This is a genomic window from Leptolyngbya sp. GGD (assembly GCF_026735145.1).
Taxonomy (GTDB): Bacteria; Cyanobacteriota; Cyanobacteriia; order Leptolyngbyales; family Leptolyngbyaceae; genus Leptolyngbya; species Leptolyngbya boryana.
Genome location: NZ_JAPQKE010000001.1, coordinates 251,693 through 267,520 on the forward strand (window position 1 = coordinate 251,693; position 15,828 = coordinate 267,520).

18 protein-coding genes are annotated in these 15,828 nt (G+C 45.9%); 12 read left to right on the plus strand and 6 right to left on the minus strand.

Translation table 11 applies throughout. From position 1 onward, the window contains the following. Nucleotides 1–272 precede the first annotated feature (272 nt). Both OU814_RS01255 and OU814_RS01260 read left to right on the plus strand, forming a co-directional pair. Nucleotides 273–545 carry a hypothetical protein gene (locus tag OU814_RS01255; RefSeq protein ID WP_268179832.1) on the plus strand — a complete coding sequence of 91 codons (273 nt, stop codon included), beginning with the start codon at nucleotides 273–275 and terminating at the stop codon, nucleotides 543–545. An 89-nt stretch (nucleotides 546–634) separates the two neighbouring features. Then, nucleotides 635–1,021, plus strand: a complete 387-nt coding sequence (locus tag OU814_RS01260; RefSeq protein WP_017290930.1) for a response regulator — start codon at nucleotides 635–637, stop codon at nucleotides 1,019–1,021. A 7-nt stretch (nucleotides 1,022–1,028) separates the two neighbouring features. On the opposite strand, the gene OU814_RS01265 is transcribed toward OU814_RS01260, so the two are convergent. From OU814_RS01265 to OU814_RS01285, 5 genes are all read right to left on the minus strand, one after another. After that, entirely contained in the window at nucleotides 1,029–1,760 is a 732-nt protein-coding gene (locus OU814_RS01265) for a peptidylprolyl isomerase (protein WP_268179835.1), read from the minus strand. Nucleotides 1,761–1,781: 21 nt separating this feature from the next. After that, entirely contained in the window at nucleotides 1,782–2,057 is a 276-nt protein-coding gene (locus tag OU814_RS01270; RefSeq protein ID WP_268179836.1) for a hypothetical protein, read from the minus strand. A 134-nt stretch (nucleotides 2,058–2,191) separates the two neighbouring features. Then, nucleotides 2,192–2,410 carry a CTB family bacteriocin gene (locus OU814_RS01275; protein WP_017290927.1) on the minus strand — a complete coding sequence of 73 codons (219 nt, stop codon included), beginning with the start codon at nucleotides 2,408–2,410 and terminating at the stop codon, nucleotides 2,192–2,194. Nucleotides 2,411–2,603: 193 nt separating this feature from the next. Beyond that, the gene (locus OU814_RS01280; RefSeq protein ID WP_268179839.1) at nucleotides 2,604–3,680 is read right to left on the minus strand and encodes a DUF1822 family protein; all 1,077 of its coding nucleotides are present in this window, start codon (nucleotides 3,678–3,680) and stop codon (nucleotides 2,604–2,606) included. Nucleotides 3,681–3,682: 2 nt separating this feature from the next. Beyond that, entirely contained in the window at nucleotides 3,683–4,855 is a 1,173-nt protein-coding gene (locus tag OU814_RS01285; RefSeq protein ID WP_268179841.1) for a sigma-70 family RNA polymerase sigma factor, read from the minus strand. Nucleotides 4,856–4,952: 97 nt separating this feature from the next. On the opposite strand from OU814_RS01285, the gene OU814_RS01290 reads away from it, so the two are divergent. From OU814_RS01290 to OU814_RS01325, 8 genes are all read left to right on the plus strand, one after another. Beyond that, on the plus strand, nucleotides 4,953–5,390 hold the full coding sequence (locus OU814_RS01290; RefSeq protein WP_268179843.1) for a hypothetical protein: 438 nt from the start codon (nucleotides 4,953–4,955) through the stop codon (nucleotides 5,388–5,390). Nucleotides 5,391–5,395: 5 nt separating this feature from the next. Then, nucleotides 5,396–5,755, plus strand: a complete 360-nt coding sequence (locus OU814_RS01295) for a VOC family protein (RefSeq protein ID WP_268179845.1) — start codon at nucleotides 5,396–5,398, stop codon at nucleotides 5,753–5,755. A 4-nt stretch (nucleotides 5,756–5,759) separates the two neighbouring features. Then, the gene (locus OU814_RS01300) at nucleotides 5,760–7,028 is read left to right on the plus strand and encodes a recombinase family protein (RefSeq protein WP_268179847.1); all 1,269 of its coding nucleotides are present in this window, start codon (nucleotides 5,760–5,762) and stop codon (nucleotides 7,026–7,028) included. Nucleotides 7,029–7,116: 88 nt separating this feature from the next. After that, nucleotides 7,117–8,466, plus strand: a complete 1,350-nt coding sequence (locus tag OU814_RS01305; RefSeq protein WP_026148980.1) for a 1-acyl-sn-glycerol-3-phosphate acyltransferase — start codon at nucleotides 7,117–7,119, stop codon at nucleotides 8,464–8,466. Nucleotides 8,467–8,522: 56 nt separating this feature from the next. Then, entirely contained in the window at nucleotides 8,523–10,148 is a 1,626-nt protein-coding gene (murJ, locus tag OU814_RS01310; RefSeq protein WP_268179850.1) for a murein biosynthesis integral membrane protein MurJ, read from the plus strand. Then, on the plus strand, nucleotides 10,145–10,555 hold the full coding sequence (locus tag OU814_RS01315) for a thiol-disulfide oxidoreductase DCC family protein (RefSeq protein ID WP_268179852.1): 411 nt from the start codon (nucleotides 10,145–10,147) through the stop codon (nucleotides 10,553–10,555). Before murJ ends, OU814_RS01315 begins: the two co-directional genes overlap by 4 nt. After that, on the plus strand, nucleotides 10,552–10,977 hold the full coding sequence (locus tag OU814_RS01320) for an MEKHLA domain-containing protein (protein WP_017290918.1): 426 nt from the start codon (nucleotides 10,552–10,554) through the stop codon (nucleotides 10,975–10,977). The genes OU814_RS01315 and OU814_RS01320 overlap by 4 nt, the downstream gene beginning before the upstream one ends. Before the next feature lie 72 nt (nucleotides 10,978–11,049). Beyond that, nucleotides 11,050–12,372 carry an alpha-amylase family glycosyl hydrolase gene (locus OU814_RS01325; RefSeq protein ID WP_268179855.1) on the plus strand — a complete coding sequence of 441 codons (1,323 nt, stop codon included), beginning with the start codon at nucleotides 11,050–11,052 and terminating at the stop codon, nucleotides 12,370–12,372. 15 nt (nucleotides 12,373–12,387) lie between these two features. Here the strand turns inward: OU814_RS01325 and OU814_RS01330 are convergent, their stop codons facing one another. Continuing rightward, nucleotides 12,388–12,729 carry a winged helix-turn-helix transcriptional regulator gene (locus OU814_RS01330; protein WP_017290916.1) on the minus strand — a complete coding sequence of 114 codons (342 nt, stop codon included), beginning with the start codon at nucleotides 12,727–12,729 and terminating at the stop codon, nucleotides 12,388–12,390. 76 nt (nucleotides 12,730–12,805) lie between these two features. Here OU814_RS01330 and OU814_RS01335 point away from each other — a divergent pair, with 76 nt between their 5' ends. After that, a complete protein-coding gene (locus tag OU814_RS01335; protein ID WP_268179857.1) occupies nucleotides 12,806–13,252 on the plus strand; it encodes a cupin domain-containing protein in 447 nt (148 codons plus the stop codon). A gap of 168 nt (nucleotides 13,253–13,420) precedes the next feature. Further along, on the plus strand, nucleotides 13,421–15,826 hold the full coding sequence (locus tag OU814_RS01340; RefSeq protein WP_268179859.1) for a sucrose synthase: 2,406 nt from the start codon (nucleotides 13,421–13,423) through the stop codon (nucleotides 15,824–15,826). Nucleotides 15,827–15,828 lie beyond the last annotated feature (2 nt).

A 15,828-nucleotide genomic window follows, 5' to 3' on the forward strand; every position in this document is an offset into this window, starting at 1 on the left:
TTAGTTAACAATATCGTATGGAGTCGGAAGGTGGGGAGTGGGGAGTAGAGAGGGGTTTTCTGATGAATGGTTGTGAACTACCTGTAAATCTGGAAACTTGCCGTCAAATTCGACTCGTAATCTTACGAAAGGTATCGAATTGTGACTAGAAGGGGATGCCTGCTCATTTCCTCATCAATTCCTCAATTTTGAGGCATAGTGTTGAACTTAATACCTCTGCTGACCCTATTTCTCATTCCGACAGAATTCCGATTCTATACCCGAGATAAAAAATGTCTAATTGTCCTTGCTGCTCAGATCGACTTCTCCGCCATATTCGACGCGGATCTTTGTATTGGTTCTGTCGCTCCTGCTGGGCAGAAATGCCTAACCTTGAGATGGATGATCCTGTGACCACAGTCTCTTCTCCTATACTAGAACCTGCTGGATTAAAACCTTTTGTGATTCACTCTGGGCGAAGTGCAGCGCTTCAGCCGATCTCTCATTTTGCAAAAGTCATTCAACATCATCGTTCTGACAAGCCGAATCATCTTCTAGTGAGTTGATCTTCTGATGGTTGATCGCTTTTTTTGACAGCACAAACGAGGAAAATAGAAGATGGAGAACCTGTCTCTCGTTTAGAAACTTCAAGCACATGAGAAAACGCATCTTAGTCGTGGATAACGAAGAGTACATTCAAGAAGTGACAAAGATCTGCCTTGAAACTGTTGCAGGTTGGGATGTGCTGACCGCAAGTTCTGGCTTAGAAGGGATTCAAACCGCGGAACTTGAGCAGCCGGATGCGATTTTGCTCGATGTGATGATGCCAGATATGGATGGTATTGCAACATTTAATCGGCTGCGGGAAAATCCTGCTACTCAGCACATTCCAGTTATGTTCTTCACAGCTAAAGCTCAAGTGAGCGACTATCAGTACTACGAAGAACTCGGAATTAAAGCTGCGATCGCAAAACCATTCGAGCCGATGGTACTTGCGAAGCAAGTCGCTCAGGCTTTGGGCTGGAACTTTGTCCCTTGCTAGACTGCGCTTAGGTATGGATCAGATAGTTCAATTCGGTGGTTAACCATTCATTGAACATACGATCGAGGATTTCTTGCTGACGCTCAGGAGTAAACTCGGCTGGAATGAACTCTTCGACGAGCAGTAAATGACTGGCTTGATCCATCTCGATCGGACCAATCACCTGTCCTGGAGTCGCACTAAAGACGCGTGCAGAAAGTTCGGGTTTGAGGTTCCACCGATAGAGCTTGCCTTCATACCCACATTGAAATCGACGCTGATCATCTGAATCATACAGATGGGCAGCTTCATAAAAGCTGATTTCGTCTTCTTGGATTTGATAGGCAATCTCTTGAGCAAGTTGCTGATACGGAACCACAATCCGGTAAAGCAGCACTTGATCGAATTCGCGCTGATTTTCTGTGAAAAAGCGATCGGCTTCTTTTGCAAATAAAGTTTGAGCGAGTTTTTTAGTCAGCAAGCGATCGCGAATGCCTGCTTCCCATTCTTCAGGCGTCACGAGTTGATCATTGAGCCACGCGAAGGTATCAGCCGAGCGGAAGAGCCGATTTTCATAGCGAATGTGGTCTGCTTCCGCTTGGATTTCTTCAGGAGTGACGGTGATCTCACGCGACTCGATCGCTTGATCAATGATTTTCTGGTAAGAGATGTTGCGGCAAATTTCTTTCAGTTGCAAAGTTTTTTTTAGCGTTGCAATGATGGTTTCTGAGTGAATCGTTTCCCCCTTAAAGCTAGTCATTTTCTTAGTCCTTTGCGCGTATTACCAAAAAATTTGTCCGTCCCCAAATTGGTTGATCACAATGAAGATAGGCATCGAAATATTGGTTGAAATTGCAGTATTGCCGATGGAATTGCCACCGAGATTGGCAATGGTAGCTGAGGCTGCAGGATTGATATTTAGGGATTGTAGAAGGGGTTGAAATAACGAGAAGAGAGAGAGATTACTTTGTCGTTTTTTGCGACGGCGACCTCCTTGAATCGTGGTGGAATGTTCTGCGATCGCGTCTTCTGTATAGTCGATATCTGCAATGATCATAAAATCGCTCCTTGGCTAGAGATAGAGGGAGTTAGAACTCCGATCTCTTCAAAGAAATCGGAGTTCGAGAGTTTGGGAGCATAGAGTTTCACAAGTTCACATCAGGCAAGGGTGTGAACTTATTGGGCAGTCAATTAAAGACCTAGAACAATCCCGCCAAAGCCGGACGTATCAATTTGCAAGCTACCACCGGTTGCAAAGGAAGTACTTCCGCCAGGACCAGATGTGGAACCTGTTTGCATCAAAGTTGTGTGTTGTTGAAATTGAGTGTAGTTCAGAGAGAAGTCAACTCCGCCTTCGAGTTCGTTAGCTTCGGTTGCGATTTCTTGATAGGTCAATTCGTTGATAATCATGATGGTCTCCGTTGTGGTTGAATGTTTTTTTTGAGAGTAGCAACTGCTGTTTGAGTTGCTATGTATATAAGGTATCTGCTGAATTTCTGGGATGGGGGAATTCTTGCTGTATATGTAGCCAATTTGGCGGACTTATTTTTGGGTTGAAAAAGGCCCCCGAAGTTGTCAAAATTTCGGGGGCCTCAGAACACGATTAAAAGCGGAGAATTTCTCGATCGTAGCCTTCACTCAGCGGCTCAGTCTCCCAGACAATGCCTTCTCCGGGGTCTAGCGCGACCTTGATCGAGAGCGATTCAACGCTTGTTTGCGCGATCGCTTCATTGCCTTCAAAGCTCTGCAAATCTTCTGTGAGTAAACGCAGCTTAAAGCCACCTGGAACCATTCCACCGGGTGAAAGATTGTGCAGTTCAAATCGCCAAGTCTGATCTGCTTGTGGAATGACCTGCAACTCATATTGCTGTCCTGCAATCTCTAGCACACGAGACAGAACATTCGTTGGTGCTGTCAGATCTGCACTTCGGGCTGCTGCATAGCCGGGTTGGAGTTCGAGCCGTTCCCAGTTGAAGAGTTGAGAAACCCCCGACTGTAACCATTCGAGAATCGAGGGTTGAGTGATTCCTTGGCGCGATTGATATAAGCGTTGTCGCCAGCCACCATGCTCGATCAATGCTCCCCACGTCTGAAAGGGAAGTGCTAAGCGTGGAGAAAGTAACTCAGGATTGCTCAGCCGAGTAATGAGATTGTTCGCTTGTTCGATCGACAATGCAGGTAGTGCTGCAAGCTCGGCTCGAAGTTGGGGCTGACAAAGTTCTGAAGTTAGCCAAATCAGTTCAGGATTGGCAAGTTGATCTGAGGTGAGGCAATAAGTACGATCGTTGAAATCTAAGTGTCCTTGCGTTTTAACAGTATGGTGAGTCGCATAGCCCCAAACGCTGACGCGCCCTTCGTCTGGTTCAACTTGTGCTGCTAAATAGTAATCGCCTGCCCAAGTGGGTAGATCAATCCATTCTTGAGGAATGCGAAGTTCATCATGGTCGATCGATTCAGTGGGAATCACAACGAATCGCAATCCGTTGACGGTGAAAGCTGTTCCATTTACGAATTCCCAAAAGCTAGAAAGTGCGTTGGTGTTGACCCAGGTTCTAGCACTGGGCGTTTCGGATTGAAACCAGGGAAGTAGAGCACTCAAACAAAGTTGATTGAGATAGGCTGTCCAATTGGGTTGCCAGAGTTGGGTCGGATCAGTTTCGAGAAAAAGGTCGAGAGACATGGCTAGTTCTCCAGGTTTTTGTAGTGGGTTTGTAGCCAGTCTTCAAGGACGGCACTCATGCTTTGAAGTAGGGCAGGGGTGAGGGAAATATGCAGTGTTTCTTGACTCCAGGTAGCAAGGCTCTTGAGGAGGAGTTCTTTGGCTTTGGTGAGGCGACGAGAAATCGTGTATTGCTTGATGTTCAGACGAGTTGCCATTTGCTGCTGAGTACAATTTTCGGCATAGTACAAGCGCAAAATTGAGCGCAGTTCTTCGTCTAGCTGTGCGATCGCGGTTTCTAAGACTTGGTTGAGGTTCGATCGTTGGGCTTGACGTTCTTGTATTTCCTCTTCTGCAATCAAATCTGCGATCAGAGATTCTCTTGGACTTTCAGGCACATCGTCGAGGAGTTCCCCGGAGTCATATCCAGGTTTCGGTGTATTGATAGAAACTAAAGTGGGATTCAGATAATTTCGGGCAGCATTCGCACAAGTGATGAGCCATTTCTCGATCAGAGTGGGAGTTGCTTCGAGTAGAGCTTCGCGATTTTTGTTGTACTGGTGTGCGATCGTTGTCCAGGTCTGATCATCGGGTCGAGGTAATTTTCGCGTACCTGTGGCTTGAGTCGGAACATACAAGGTTTTGAAACAGTTCCACGCAAGGACATAAGATGCGATCGTTTCTGCGCTCAATCCAGCATTTTCCAGCGATTCGACTAAACGCTTTTGGCTGACTTTCCGAAGCAGTGCCCAGTTCGTGCAGATATCAACTTCTTGCCGCTGACGTAAGGTATCGCGAATCGTACTGGAAAAAATTGCACTGGCGTAGTTTTGTAAGTTGAAGCCTTGTTGGGCGTTGAAGTTTTGGAGAATTTTCTCAACTTTGACGATCGCGACTTGGAAGCAATCTGGCAATGTATATTGCACTGCTGCGAAATTCAGCAGCATCTTATGAGCCGACCAATAGCAGGTTTCTTGCAAATAAGCGGTCAAATGATCAACTGCACCGCGATCGCTCTTTTCCTGCCAAATTTTCAACCAATAGAGCGACCAAAAATTGAGGGAGCCAGAGGCAGATTCTAAGCATTTCTGCATTCTGCGGCGCAATCGGGCATCGGTTGCCCAGGTGGAAGCGCGATCGCCTTCAAATTGCAGGAAAGTGGAAAAGGTTTCTAATGGGTCTTGGCGCGATCGCATAAATCAAAGAAGTGATTCCTATTGAATCAGTGTGATGACTTCTCAATTTTTTAACTCAGATTGAGGCTTCTGATTCAGTTCTCAAAAGGAAATCGACATGAAACGTAAACTAATTGCTTTGATAATCGGTGCTGTTGCCTTGATTCCCGGTACGGTGAAAGCTCAAGAGTATGGCATTCCGCACAGTATGCTTGACTCTTTTTCAGATGATGCAGATAGCCAAATTGTGATTCGAGTCAGGAAACCGGGCGATCGTTCAAATCTTTGTGGCAGAAGAATGGGAATGATTGACGATGGCTATACTTTCCCGCGTCCGGGAAGTGCTGCTAATAATTACGATTATCCGCGTCCAGGCGGCTCGAACTATTTTCAATTGCCGACAGGGGCGCGTAATCCTGACATTATTGGCTGTGTCGATCTGTCGCGAAATATCTTGTTTATCAATATTTTTAAGGTTGTCGAACAGGTGCAACCGACATCTGAACCTACGCCTTATAATCCGAATCAGATGCCCATTTATGCACCGAAACGTTAATAGTTATGCAACTCACCCAATTTTTACATGCTGCGATCGTGGTTTCTGACTTGGAGAAATCAAAGCAGTTTTATGGAACCGTGTTGGGGTTGAAAAAGATCGATCGAGTGTTGAAGTTTCCGGGGGCTTGGTACGAGATTGGAGCGTTTCAAATTCATTTGATTGCAGATTCGGCTCCTGTTTCGGAAACTCTCGCTGAAAAGTGGGGTAGGAATCGGCATTTGGCGTTTTCGGTCGAGAACATTGAAACTGCTAAAGCAACATTGATTCAGGCAGGATGTGAGATTCAAATGAGTGCTTCGGGGCGACCTGCTTTATTCGTTAAAGATCCGGATGGAAATATGATTGAATTAGGAGAAGCATAACCGCATGGTGATTGCTTATCTCTACTCTGATCCATTGCTAGAAGAATCGTCAGAGTTAGTATTTTCGGAATACAACGTTGATCGCATTTATCAAGATTTCACAACGCGAAGAACTCAATTACAGCAACTCATCGACGATCATCAAAATGAACCCGTTCAATTACTAATTCGACAAGTCGAGGATCTCGGAGAATCGATCGCTGAAATCCAAACCCGACTTGCTCAACTCGAAACTCTGAATATCGAACTGATTACGCTTGAATCTGAAACACTCTCTGCGACGACACTCGAACAATTACAGAACTTACAGTACAACCAACGCAGCCGCAAAATTCGGCAAGGTCACGCCCAAAATCGAGTCAAAACCCTCGCTCCACCCGGAAAAGCCCCTTACGGCTATCGGCGCAGTCGAAATCGCTATATTCTCGATCGCACAACTGCCCCAGTCGTGAAAGAATTCTTCGATCGCTTTCTCCTCTACGGTTCTCTACGCGATGCTGTCCGATTTTTAGAAAAGAAATACGGCAAAAAAATTTCAGTCTCGACCGGACAACGCTGGCTCACTAGCCCTGTTTACCGAGGGGATTTGGAGTATCAAACTGGCGAAACGATTCCCGACACTCATCCTGCTATTTTGTCGCGTGATGAAGCCGCACAAATCGATCGCTTACTGCGCCGCAATCGTCGCTTACCTGCTCGGACTGCTAGCGCACCCCGATCGCTTGCAGGTCTCGTCACTTGTCATGAGTGTCAATCGGGAATGACGGTGACACGCGTGACATCTCGAAAGAAAGGACAAAAAGAGTACTTATATCTTCGTCCGATGCAATGTCCGAAACAATGCAAAGCGATCGCATATGATGACATTCTTCAATCCACGATCGAGAGAATTTGCGAAGATCTTCCGCGTGCTGTTTCAGAAGCGGGAATTCCTGATCTTGATGCCATCAAGCAAAGAATTAACGGTGCGATCGCCCAAAAGCAATCAATTCTTGAACAAATTCCACCTTTGATTGAAACTGGAATTTTAGACTCAGAAACAGCAGATTTGCGATCGTACAAATTGCGAAGTGAAATCGCTCAATTACAAGCGCAACTGTCTCAACTGCCTCCGGTGAATTTGAAAGCGATCGCTCAAACGGTTTCGATTCCTCAATTCTGGTTGGATCTTTCAGAAGCAGAACGCCGATTTTATTTTCGAGAATTCATTCGACAAATTGAACTGATTCGCACAGAAACAGGCTGGCAGTTAAAACTGAACTTTATTTTCTGAACCGATTATCAATCTGTAACGCGATCGTGATCATCTGAAAAAACTGCATCTAAGATACTGACATCTCTTGTGTTAGGAGCAGTTTACTGTGTCGCGTCCTCGTCAGTTTGTCCAACCCCCACTTGAATTTATCCCGCCCGACCTGAACATGAGCATCCTGCGCGGAATGCGATCGATTCTCCCGTTCTGGATGCGACACAGAACTGCGATTTCCCGAATCGAAGCGATCCAGGTCGAAAAACTTGTTGATCTGTACGAACAATTTCAATCCGGCAAAATCCGCTTACTCATGGCTTTTCGGCATCCGAGTTCGGATGATCCGTTTTGCCTAATGTATTTGATGCACTATCTGCTGCCTCGGACTGCTCGTCGCCAAGGCATTCGGCTCAGATTACCGACTCACTCTCACTTCATGTACGATCGCGGCATTCCGTTATGGGCAGGGTCTAGAGTTGGCTGGATTTACTCGAAACTGGGCGGAACTCCGATTCATCGCGGCAAGCTCGATCGCGTTGGATTGCGCTCAGCCCGCGACCTTTTAGCCAATGGACAATTCCCGCTGATGGCTGCCCCTGAAGGCGCAACCAATGGACATAACGAAATTGTCAGCCCGCTGGAACCCGGAATCGCACAGATGGGTTTTTGGTGCGTCGAAGACTTACAAAAAGCAAATCGCAATGAAGAAGTGATCATTGTTCCGATCGGAATTCAATATCACTATGTCAAACGCGATTGGACTCCGGTTGATCAACTGTTAGGTGAATTAGAAACCGATACAGGAATCACACCGAAAAATCCTGATCGCTATGCAAGACTGTATACGATCGCAGAACATATGCTAACGGTGATGGAATCGTTTTACAAGAAGTTTTATCATCAAGATCTACCCTCAGTCGAACATGCTGAACCGAATGCGAGACTGGCACTGCGGCTGCAAGTCCTAATGGATTCAGCTTTGACTGTTGCAGAACAGTATTTTGATATTCAACCGAAAGGAAGCGTCATCGATCGCTGTCGCCGCTTAGAGCAAGCAGCCTGGGATTTAATTTTCCGAGAAGATCTGAAATTAGGCGAACTCTCTCCGGTCGATCGAGGACTTGCCGATCGCGTTGCTGAAGAAGCCAGTCTGAGAATTTGGCATATGCGACTCGTCGAGAGTTTTGTTGCGGTCACCGGAAGATATGTGATCGAAAAACCTTCGCTCGATCGCTTTGCGGAAACGACTTTACTCTTATGGGATATGATTACCCGCATCAAAGGCGGTGATGCATTCAAACGTCCCAAACTCGGGAAACAATCGGTCTTAATCACCGTGGGCGATCCGATTTCAGTCAGCGATCGTGCGGCGGCTACCAAAGGCGATCGACGTGCTACAAAACAAGCCGTTGCAGATCTCACTCAGGACTTGCAGACTGCAATGGAGAAAATGATCTTGTAGTGCTGAATGATCGGGTAGGTGCTTAAATAAGTGAAGCCAATTTTGCCGTATTTAATGTGACTGAAACACAACCCAAACCGAAACGCTCTCTTGCAGGAATCGCAGGAATCGTTGCGATCGCAACTCTTATCAGCAAAGTCGTTGGACTGGTCAGACAACTCGCGATCGCCTTTGCATTTGGAGTCGGTACGGCAAAAGCCGCTTATGATATTTCTGCCATTATTCCGAGCTTTTTCCTCATTCTGCTTGGCGGAATTAATGGGCCTTTCCATAGTGGTATGGTGAGCGCTCTAGCCAAGCGGAAAAAAGAAGACTCTGCTCCTTTAGTAGAAGCAATTTCAACCTTAATTGGCAGTATTTTTCTCGTTGTTGCGATCGTCGTTTTTATCTTTGCACCGTTCTTTATTGATCTACTTGCCAGTGGATTGCAGCAAACGGCACAGGGACTTGAGACGAGAGCGATCGCCATTCAACAATTGCGAATCATGGCTCCGATCGCTTGGTTCGCTGGAATGATTGGCATCGGATTTGGCACATTAAATGCTGCTGATCAGTACTGGCTGCCGTCGATTAGTCCTTTGCTGTCAAGCCTGACGCTAATTGCGGGCATTGGAATTTTTATCCTAACTGCGGGATCTGCAAGTACCAATCCGAATTATGCATTGATTGGAGGAATAGTACTGGCACTCGGAACGCTGATTGGAACAGTTCTGCAATGGTTAGCTCAGTTCTGGGCACAGCGCCAATCGGGATTAGGACGATTCCGAATGCGATTTGTCTGGAATGATCCGGGCGTTCAAGAAGTGCTGCGAGTGATGGGTCCCGCTTTATTCTCGTCTGGAATGCTGCAAATTAATGTGATTACAGACTTAACGTTTGCGGCATTTTTACCGAATGCTGTTGCCGCGATCGCGAGTTTGGATTATGCCAATCTGCTCGTTCAAACGCCGTTGGGGATTCTCTCGAATATGATCCTCGTCCCGCTGTTACCGACATTTTCTAGATTGGCTGATCCGAGTCAGGCTGACCAATTAAAACAGCGGATTCGCCAAGGGATACTTGGAACTGCGGTTGTGATGCTGCCGCTAAGTGCATTGATGATTTCACTCGCAACTCCGATCGTGCGAGTGGTTTACGAAAGAGGTGCATTCAAACCTGAAGCATCTCAGCTTGTTGCGTCTGTCTTAATGGCATATGCGGTTGGGATGTTTGTATATCTCAGTCGGGATGTTCTTGTGCGGGTGTTCTATGGCTTGGGAGATGGCGACACCCCGTTCAAAATTAGTATGGTCAATATCTTTCTCAATGCCTTGTTCGATTTTCTGTTTTACAAACCGTTTGGCATTGTTGGGATCGTACTAGCAACCGTGAGCGTGAATATTCTCTCAGTTTTCGTACTGCTCTATTTTCTAAACCGTAGATTGGGAGGCTTACCGTTGTTCCAATGGGGGTATTCGATCCTAGGCTTAGCGAGTAGTAGCATTCTTGCTGGAACTGCAAGCTGGTTTATTTCTAACGCGATCGCCAATTTATCCGGGTTTAAGGGATTCTTCTTAGCGCTGGCTCAAACGACGATCGCGGGCAGTATCGGTCTTGTCGTCTTCGCGCTCTTAGCGACTCAGCTAAAATTAGAGGAAGTCGATCAATTTGTCGATCGTATTCGCCAACGTTTTAGCCGATGAAACCTTACACCGTCATTTACGATGGGCAATGTAATCTTTGCTCGAATCTCGTTCAAGTTCTTGAACAAATTGATCAAGGCAAGCTCTTTCAATATCTCCCCATGCAAGACGAAGCTGGATTAGCTCAGTTCAATGTCACGGCTAAAGATTGCGAAATGGGAATGATTGTGATCGATAACAACCAGCCCGATCAACGCTGGCAAGGCAGTGATGCCGCAGAAGAGATTGGCAGACTCTTACCGACAGGTAATGTATTTGTAACGGCGTATCGAAATTTGCCGGGAATGAAATGGGTTGGCGATCGCGTCTATGCCCAAGTTCGAGATAATCGATATGCGCTGTTTGGTCGGCGATCCGAGACGTATCAAACCGCTTATCCTGCTTGCGACTGTAACTTTCCCCAATGATTTCTCGAATTCAACAGGCTCAACGCTTGATTACAAGCTTTCAGCATTGGACAGGTAAACCGTTAATCGAAACGCCTGAAGCATTGTTTGAAGCGCCCTTTGTCGTGGTTTCGCATGGAACCGAATCTGATCCCATTTTTAACTATGCGAATCGGCAAGCGTTAGACCTCTGGGAAATGGACTGGGACACCTTTACACAATTGCCATCGAGATATTCCGCAGAACCGATCAGCCAAGAAGAGCGATCGCGTCTGCTCGCGCAAGCAAAAGCCCAAGGCTATATCAGTGACTATCGGGGCGTTCGGATTTCTAGCACCGGGAAACGATTCTGGATTGAAAACGTCATCCTCTGGACGGTTTTGGATGAACTCGATCAACCTTGTGGACAGGCTGCAACCTTCTCAAGTTGGAAATTTATTTGACGATCCCTAATTCTGTGGTTAGTGTGGGTTATTGTTTTTGCCCCGTTAACCGAGACTAAGGAGCGGATCGACATGCGGAATGTTACTCTTCACGCTTTCAATTGGCGGTATACCGAGATTATTGAAAACCTCGATGCGATTCGTGCGGCAGGTTATGGAGCAATATTAATCCCGCCCCCTCTTTACTCTGATCCCAAAGGCGATCAATGGTGGCAACGCTATCAGCCAAAAGATTATCGGGTCTTGTTGTCTCATCTGGGAGGCAAGCGAGATCTAGAAAATCTGCTTGAAGCTTGTCATAGTGGAAGTTCTAGAATTCAGGTCTATGCAGATTTAGTCATCAATCACATGGCAAATGAAGCGCGCGCGGATCATCTTAACTTTCCAGGAGAAGCCGAGCTTGAGCGCTACAAAGCGGAACCTGCTTTATTCGCAGAAAATCGATTGTATGGGGATTTGAATGAGGGCTTGTTTTCGCCGTGGGATTTTAACCAGGCTGGAGAAATTGAGGGGCACGAATGGGGCGATCGCGGAACTGTTCAGTCTCAAAATCTGTCCGGGTTGCCGGATCTCAAAGATTCTGATTGGGTCTTAAAACAGCAGTATTTAATGGTCGAAGCGCTGGTCGAGATGGGATTTGATGGGTTTCGAGTTGATGCAATCAAGCATATTACAGAACATATGATTGATAATCTTGCAGATGCTCCAGCGTTTCACGATCGCTTCTGGTTTGGTGAGGTGTTAACCGGGAGTGAGAACGACGAAAAGGTGTTTCTCGAACCCTTTCTGCGAGAAACCTGGATGTCTGCCTATGATTTCCCGCTGTTTCAAACGATCCGCGAAGCCTTTGGATTTGGTGGTTCATTGCGGGCTTTAGCCAATCCTCAAGATCAAGGCAATGCTTTACCTTGGAATCGAGCTGTTACCTTTGTCGTGAACCATGATATTCCTCACAATGATGGCTTTCGCTTCTGGCTGCTCGATCCGCAAGATGAACATTTAGCTCATGCTTATATTTTGGGTCGAGATGGCGGTGTGCCGCTGATTTACTCGGATCATAATGAGTCAAAACATGATGTCGATCGCGATCGCTGGCTCGACTTCTACAAGCGTCCCGATATTGTTGCGATGATTGCTTTCCACAATGCAGTTCAGGGAGAATTGATGCACATTCTCTACGAAAGCGATGTTTTGCTCGTCTTCCGAAGAGGAGAACAGGGAATGGTTGCGATTAACAAGAGTGGTACAGAGCAACGAGTAGATTTGAGCACTTGGGGCTTAAAGAATCCGGGTCAGTATCGCGAGCTGATTCAGGGGCAAACGATGACACTTTCAGGCAATCAGTTCTCCCTGAGTGTGCCAGCTCGATCGGCTCAAATGTGGTTGCTAGGCTGAATCGCGTTCAATAGTTTACTGAGTCTGTTGAGACGGAATTGAGGTAGCGGGGAGATTTTCGAGTCCCCATTTGATCATCGATCGTAGAACAGGCTGCAAACTTTTCCCTTTTTCGGTCAGTTGATAGTCCATTCGACGGGAATGACTACTGTAAGGTTGCTTTTCAATTAATTCGGCTTCTTCAAGTTTGCGAAGTCGATCGCTCAAAATATTGGTAGAAATTCCTTCCGGCGATTCGAGAAATTCATCGAATCGTCGTTTTTTCATATAAAGCATGTCGCGAATGATGAGAAGTGTCCAACGATCGCCAATGAGATCTAACGTTGAGGCGATCGGACAATGCGATCGAGCAGTCATAATTGATTTCCTCCGATTACTTGCATTTTACAAGTCAATTTGTTACTTTTAACTTGCAATTTACAAGTAATGAGTCATGCTCGAACCCAAAACCGGAGAAAACTTTGCAGTAGTTGATTTAGGTAACTTAGAGAATTTAGATCAATTCAAATTTGAAGCGCCCAAACTCCAAGTAGACGGAAAAATCTTTTTAAAAGATCTCCTTCAGCTGACGGGAGCAGAACTCTCATTCAATAAGTTGCCGGTAGGGAAATCCGTGCCCTTTTATCACAAGCATCAGCAGAATGAAGAAATTTATATTTTTATCAAGGGGAAAGGCGAATTTCAGATCGATGGTGAGATTTTCCCGGTTCAAGAAGGTTCGATCGTGCGAGTTGATCCAGCAGGAGAACGGTGTTGGCGCAATTGCGGAGATACTGACCTCTATTGCGTTGTGATTCAGACTCGATCAGGTTCTTATCAAGGCGCAACAATTCAAGACGGAGTTGGGGTGAAGAAGCAGGTTACATGGAGTCAGGATTGAGAAAACTCTATCATCGGCTAGGTGTAATTTCGCGATCGAAGTTCTATAACGAAATTAAGTAGTTGTGGCTTGATGGCGTTGGGTTGGAATTCTTTTAGTGGTTTTTAGATAGTCCATCGAGTCGCGAGTCAGAATCGATCGAACTCTAGGTACTCGATGGATAGTTCTATGCAACAGTTAATTGAAGCAGTTTTACATCATGCTGATGAGCAAGCAGTTTTACAGCAGTTGATTCAAACCCTGAGTCGCTCTAATCAACGGTATTTCCTGAAAAATGAGATCATTCATGCGTTTGCTGATTACTGTCATGAAGCCCGCAAACCGGCTCATTTTTTCCACTCTTCACACCTCGGAACGTTGATTCAATACAGCCATGAGTTGCTGTTAGAAGAAGATTGTATTTGGTTGCTGCTACGCCCTTGGATTGGAGGACAGCAAATTTGGTGTCTCGATTCAGAACTAACTAAAGCTCAGGTCATGCCACCGAAAGCTTTACTCGAAGCGCGCGATCGCTTTGTGGGCCGGGCGCAAGATCAACTGTTTGAAATCGATGTCACACCGTTTTATGAGCATACGCCGAAGGTTGACGATCCCCGCAATATTGGTCAAGGCTTAGCGTTTCTCAATCGATATCTATCCAGCCAGGTTCTCAACGATCGCTCCTATTGGCTCGAAACCTTATTTGATGTGCTGCATCGGCATCACTATGACGGAATTCCGCTGCTGATTAATGATCAAATTGAATCGGGAGAACAGTTAGCCGAGCAGATTCGGCAAGCCATTCAAATTCTGAAATCGAAAGCTTCAGACGAATCATATCAAAGCGTACATGCAGAATTACAGCCTTTAGGATTCGAGCCAGGATGGGGAAATACGGTTGAGCGCGTTCGCGGAATGATGGAACTCGTCGATCAAATGGTGAACATGCCGCAGCCTGCGATCTTAGAGGCATTTGTTGCGAGATTTCCATCTGTGTTTCGAGTTGCGCTCTGTTCCATTCATGGCTGGGTGGGACAAGACTACTTAGGGCGATCGGAAACGTTGGGACAGGTTGCCTATGTGTTAGATCAAGCCCGAAGTCTCGATCGCAAACTCCAAGAAGAGATTCATCTAGCTGGATTAGACATGCTGAATATCCAGCCGCAAGTGGTGATTTTGACACGACTCATTCCCAATTGCGAAGGTACGCAATGCGATTTACCGCTTGAAAAAGTAGATGATACGAACAATACTTGGATTCTGCGAGTTCCGTTTCGAGAATTTAATTCTAAAATTACCGATAACTGGATTTCTAAATTTGAGATTTGGGGATATTTAGAAACTTTCGCGATCGATGCTCAGTCTCGTCTCTTAGAACAATTAAACGGAAAACCAGACTTAATTATTGGCAATTACAGCGATGGCAATTTAGTTGCTTCATTGATCGCACGTCAGCTTAACGTGACGCATTGTAACATCGCCCATTCGCTCGAAAAGCCGAAACATTTATTTAGTAATTTATATTGGCAAGAGTTAGAGCCGCAGTATCATTTTTCCGCGCAATTTACCGCAGATTTAATCAGCATGAATGCGGCAGATTTTATTGTCACTTCATCGTATCAAGAGATTGTTGGTTCCCCAGATACGTTCGGACAGTATGAATCATACAAATGCTTTACGATGCCGCAGCTTTACCATGTGATCAATGGAATTGAGCTTTTTAGCCCCAAATTTAATCGCATTCCACCTGGAGTCGATGAACGGGTATTTTTCCCGTATTCGGAAGCACGATCGTCAGAACACCGCGATCGCTTGACTTATCTCTTATTCGAGCAAGAAGCGTCTCATATTCTCGGCAAACTCGCAGATCCAAGCCTCACGCCTATTCTGGCGATCTCGCCCTTAACAGCCGTGAAAAATCTTTCTGGGCTAGTTGAATGTTTTGGGCGGAGTCCAGAATTGCAGCAGCGTTGTAATTTAATTCTCGTCACTAGCAAACTCAGTGTTGATGCTGCAATTAACGCGGATGAAGCCGAAGAGATTGAAAAAATCCATCGCCTGATTGATTATTATCAACTGCATGAGCATGTGCGCTGGATTGGTGAACGCCTGTCTAATCCTGCTCTCGGAGAAATGTATCGTAGCATTGCCGATCGCAGAGGTATTTTTGTACATTTTGCTCGCTTTGAAGCATTTGGACGAGTATTACTCGAAGCAATGGTTTCTGGATTACCCTCTTTTGCCACCGAATTCGGCGGAACGACCGAAATCATTGAAGACGACAAACACGGATTCTTGATCAATCCGACGGATCTCGACGGTTCAACGCGCAAGATTTTAGATTTTCTCGATCGCGCTTACGCTGATCCCAACTATTGGGAGCAAATCTCTGCGAAAAGTATTCAGCGCATTCATGATGAATACAACTGGCAACATCACACCCGACAGCTTTTACTGCTCACCAAACTATATAGTTTCTGGAACTATGTTCACCGAGAAAGTCGCGAGTCTTTGTTACACTATCTCGACGCTCTATTTCACCTGCTGTATAAGCCTAGAGCTGAATCAATTTTAGAAGAACACCAGAAAATTTGATC

Coding starts and splice junctions, on each gene's coding strand:
- OU814_RS01325 (WP_268179855.1), top strand. CDS start 11,050: ATGCGGAATGTTACTCTTCACGCTTTCAATTGGCGGTATACCGAGATT.
- OU814_RS01290 (WP_268179843.1), top strand. CDS start 4,953: ATGAAACGTAAACTAATTGCTTTGATAATCGGTGCTGTTGCCTTGATT.
- OU814_RS01285 (WP_268179841.1), bottom strand. CDS start 4,855: ATGCGATCGCGCCAAGACCCATTAGAAACCTTTTCCACTTTCCTGCAA.
- OU814_RS01320 (WP_017290918.1), top strand. CDS start 10,552: ATGATTTCTCGAATTCAACAGGCTCAACGCTTGATTACAAGCTTTCAG.
- OU814_RS01335 (WP_268179857.1), top strand. CDS start 12,806: ATGCTCGAACCCAAAACCGGAGAAAACTTTGCAGTAGTTGATTTAGGT.
- OU814_RS01315 (WP_268179852.1), top strand. CDS start 10,145: ATGAAACCTTACACCGTCATTTACGATGGGCAATGTAATCTTTGCTCG.
- OU814_RS01300 (WP_268179847.1), top strand. CDS start 5,760: ATGGTGATTGCTTATCTCTACTCTGATCCATTGCTAGAAGAATCGTCA.
- OU814_RS01295 (WP_268179845.1), top strand. CDS start 5,396: ATGCAACTCACCCAATTTTTACATGCTGCGATCGTGGTTTCTGACTTG.
- OU814_RS01340 (WP_268179859.1), top strand. CDS start 13,421: ATGCAACAGTTAATTGAAGCAGTTTTACATCATGCTGATGAGCAAGCA.
- OU814_RS01330 (WP_017290916.1), bottom strand. CDS start 12,729: ATGACTGCTCGATCGCATTGTCCGATCGCCTCAACGTTAGATCTCATT.
- OU814_RS01275 (WP_017290927.1), bottom strand. CDS start 2,410: ATGATTATCAACGAATTGACCTATCAAGAAATCGCAACCGAAGCTAAC.
- OU814_RS01260 (WP_017290930.1), top strand. CDS start 635: ATGAGAAAACGCATCTTAGTCGTGGATAACGAAGAGTACATTCAAGAA.
- OU814_RS01255 (WP_268179832.1), top strand. CDS start 273: ATGTCTAATTGTCCTTGCTGCTCAGATCGACTTCTCCGCCATATTCGA.
- OU814_RS01270 (WP_268179836.1), bottom strand. CDS start 2,057: ATGATCATTGCAGATATCGACTATACAGAAGACGCGATCGCAGAACAT.
- OU814_RS01265 (WP_268179835.1), bottom strand. CDS start 1,760: ATGACTAGCTTTAAGGGGGAAACGATTCACTCAGAAACCATCATTGCA.
- OU814_RS01280 (WP_268179839.1), bottom strand. CDS start 3,680: ATGTCTCTCGACCTTTTTCTCGAAACTGATCCGACCCAACTCTGGCAA.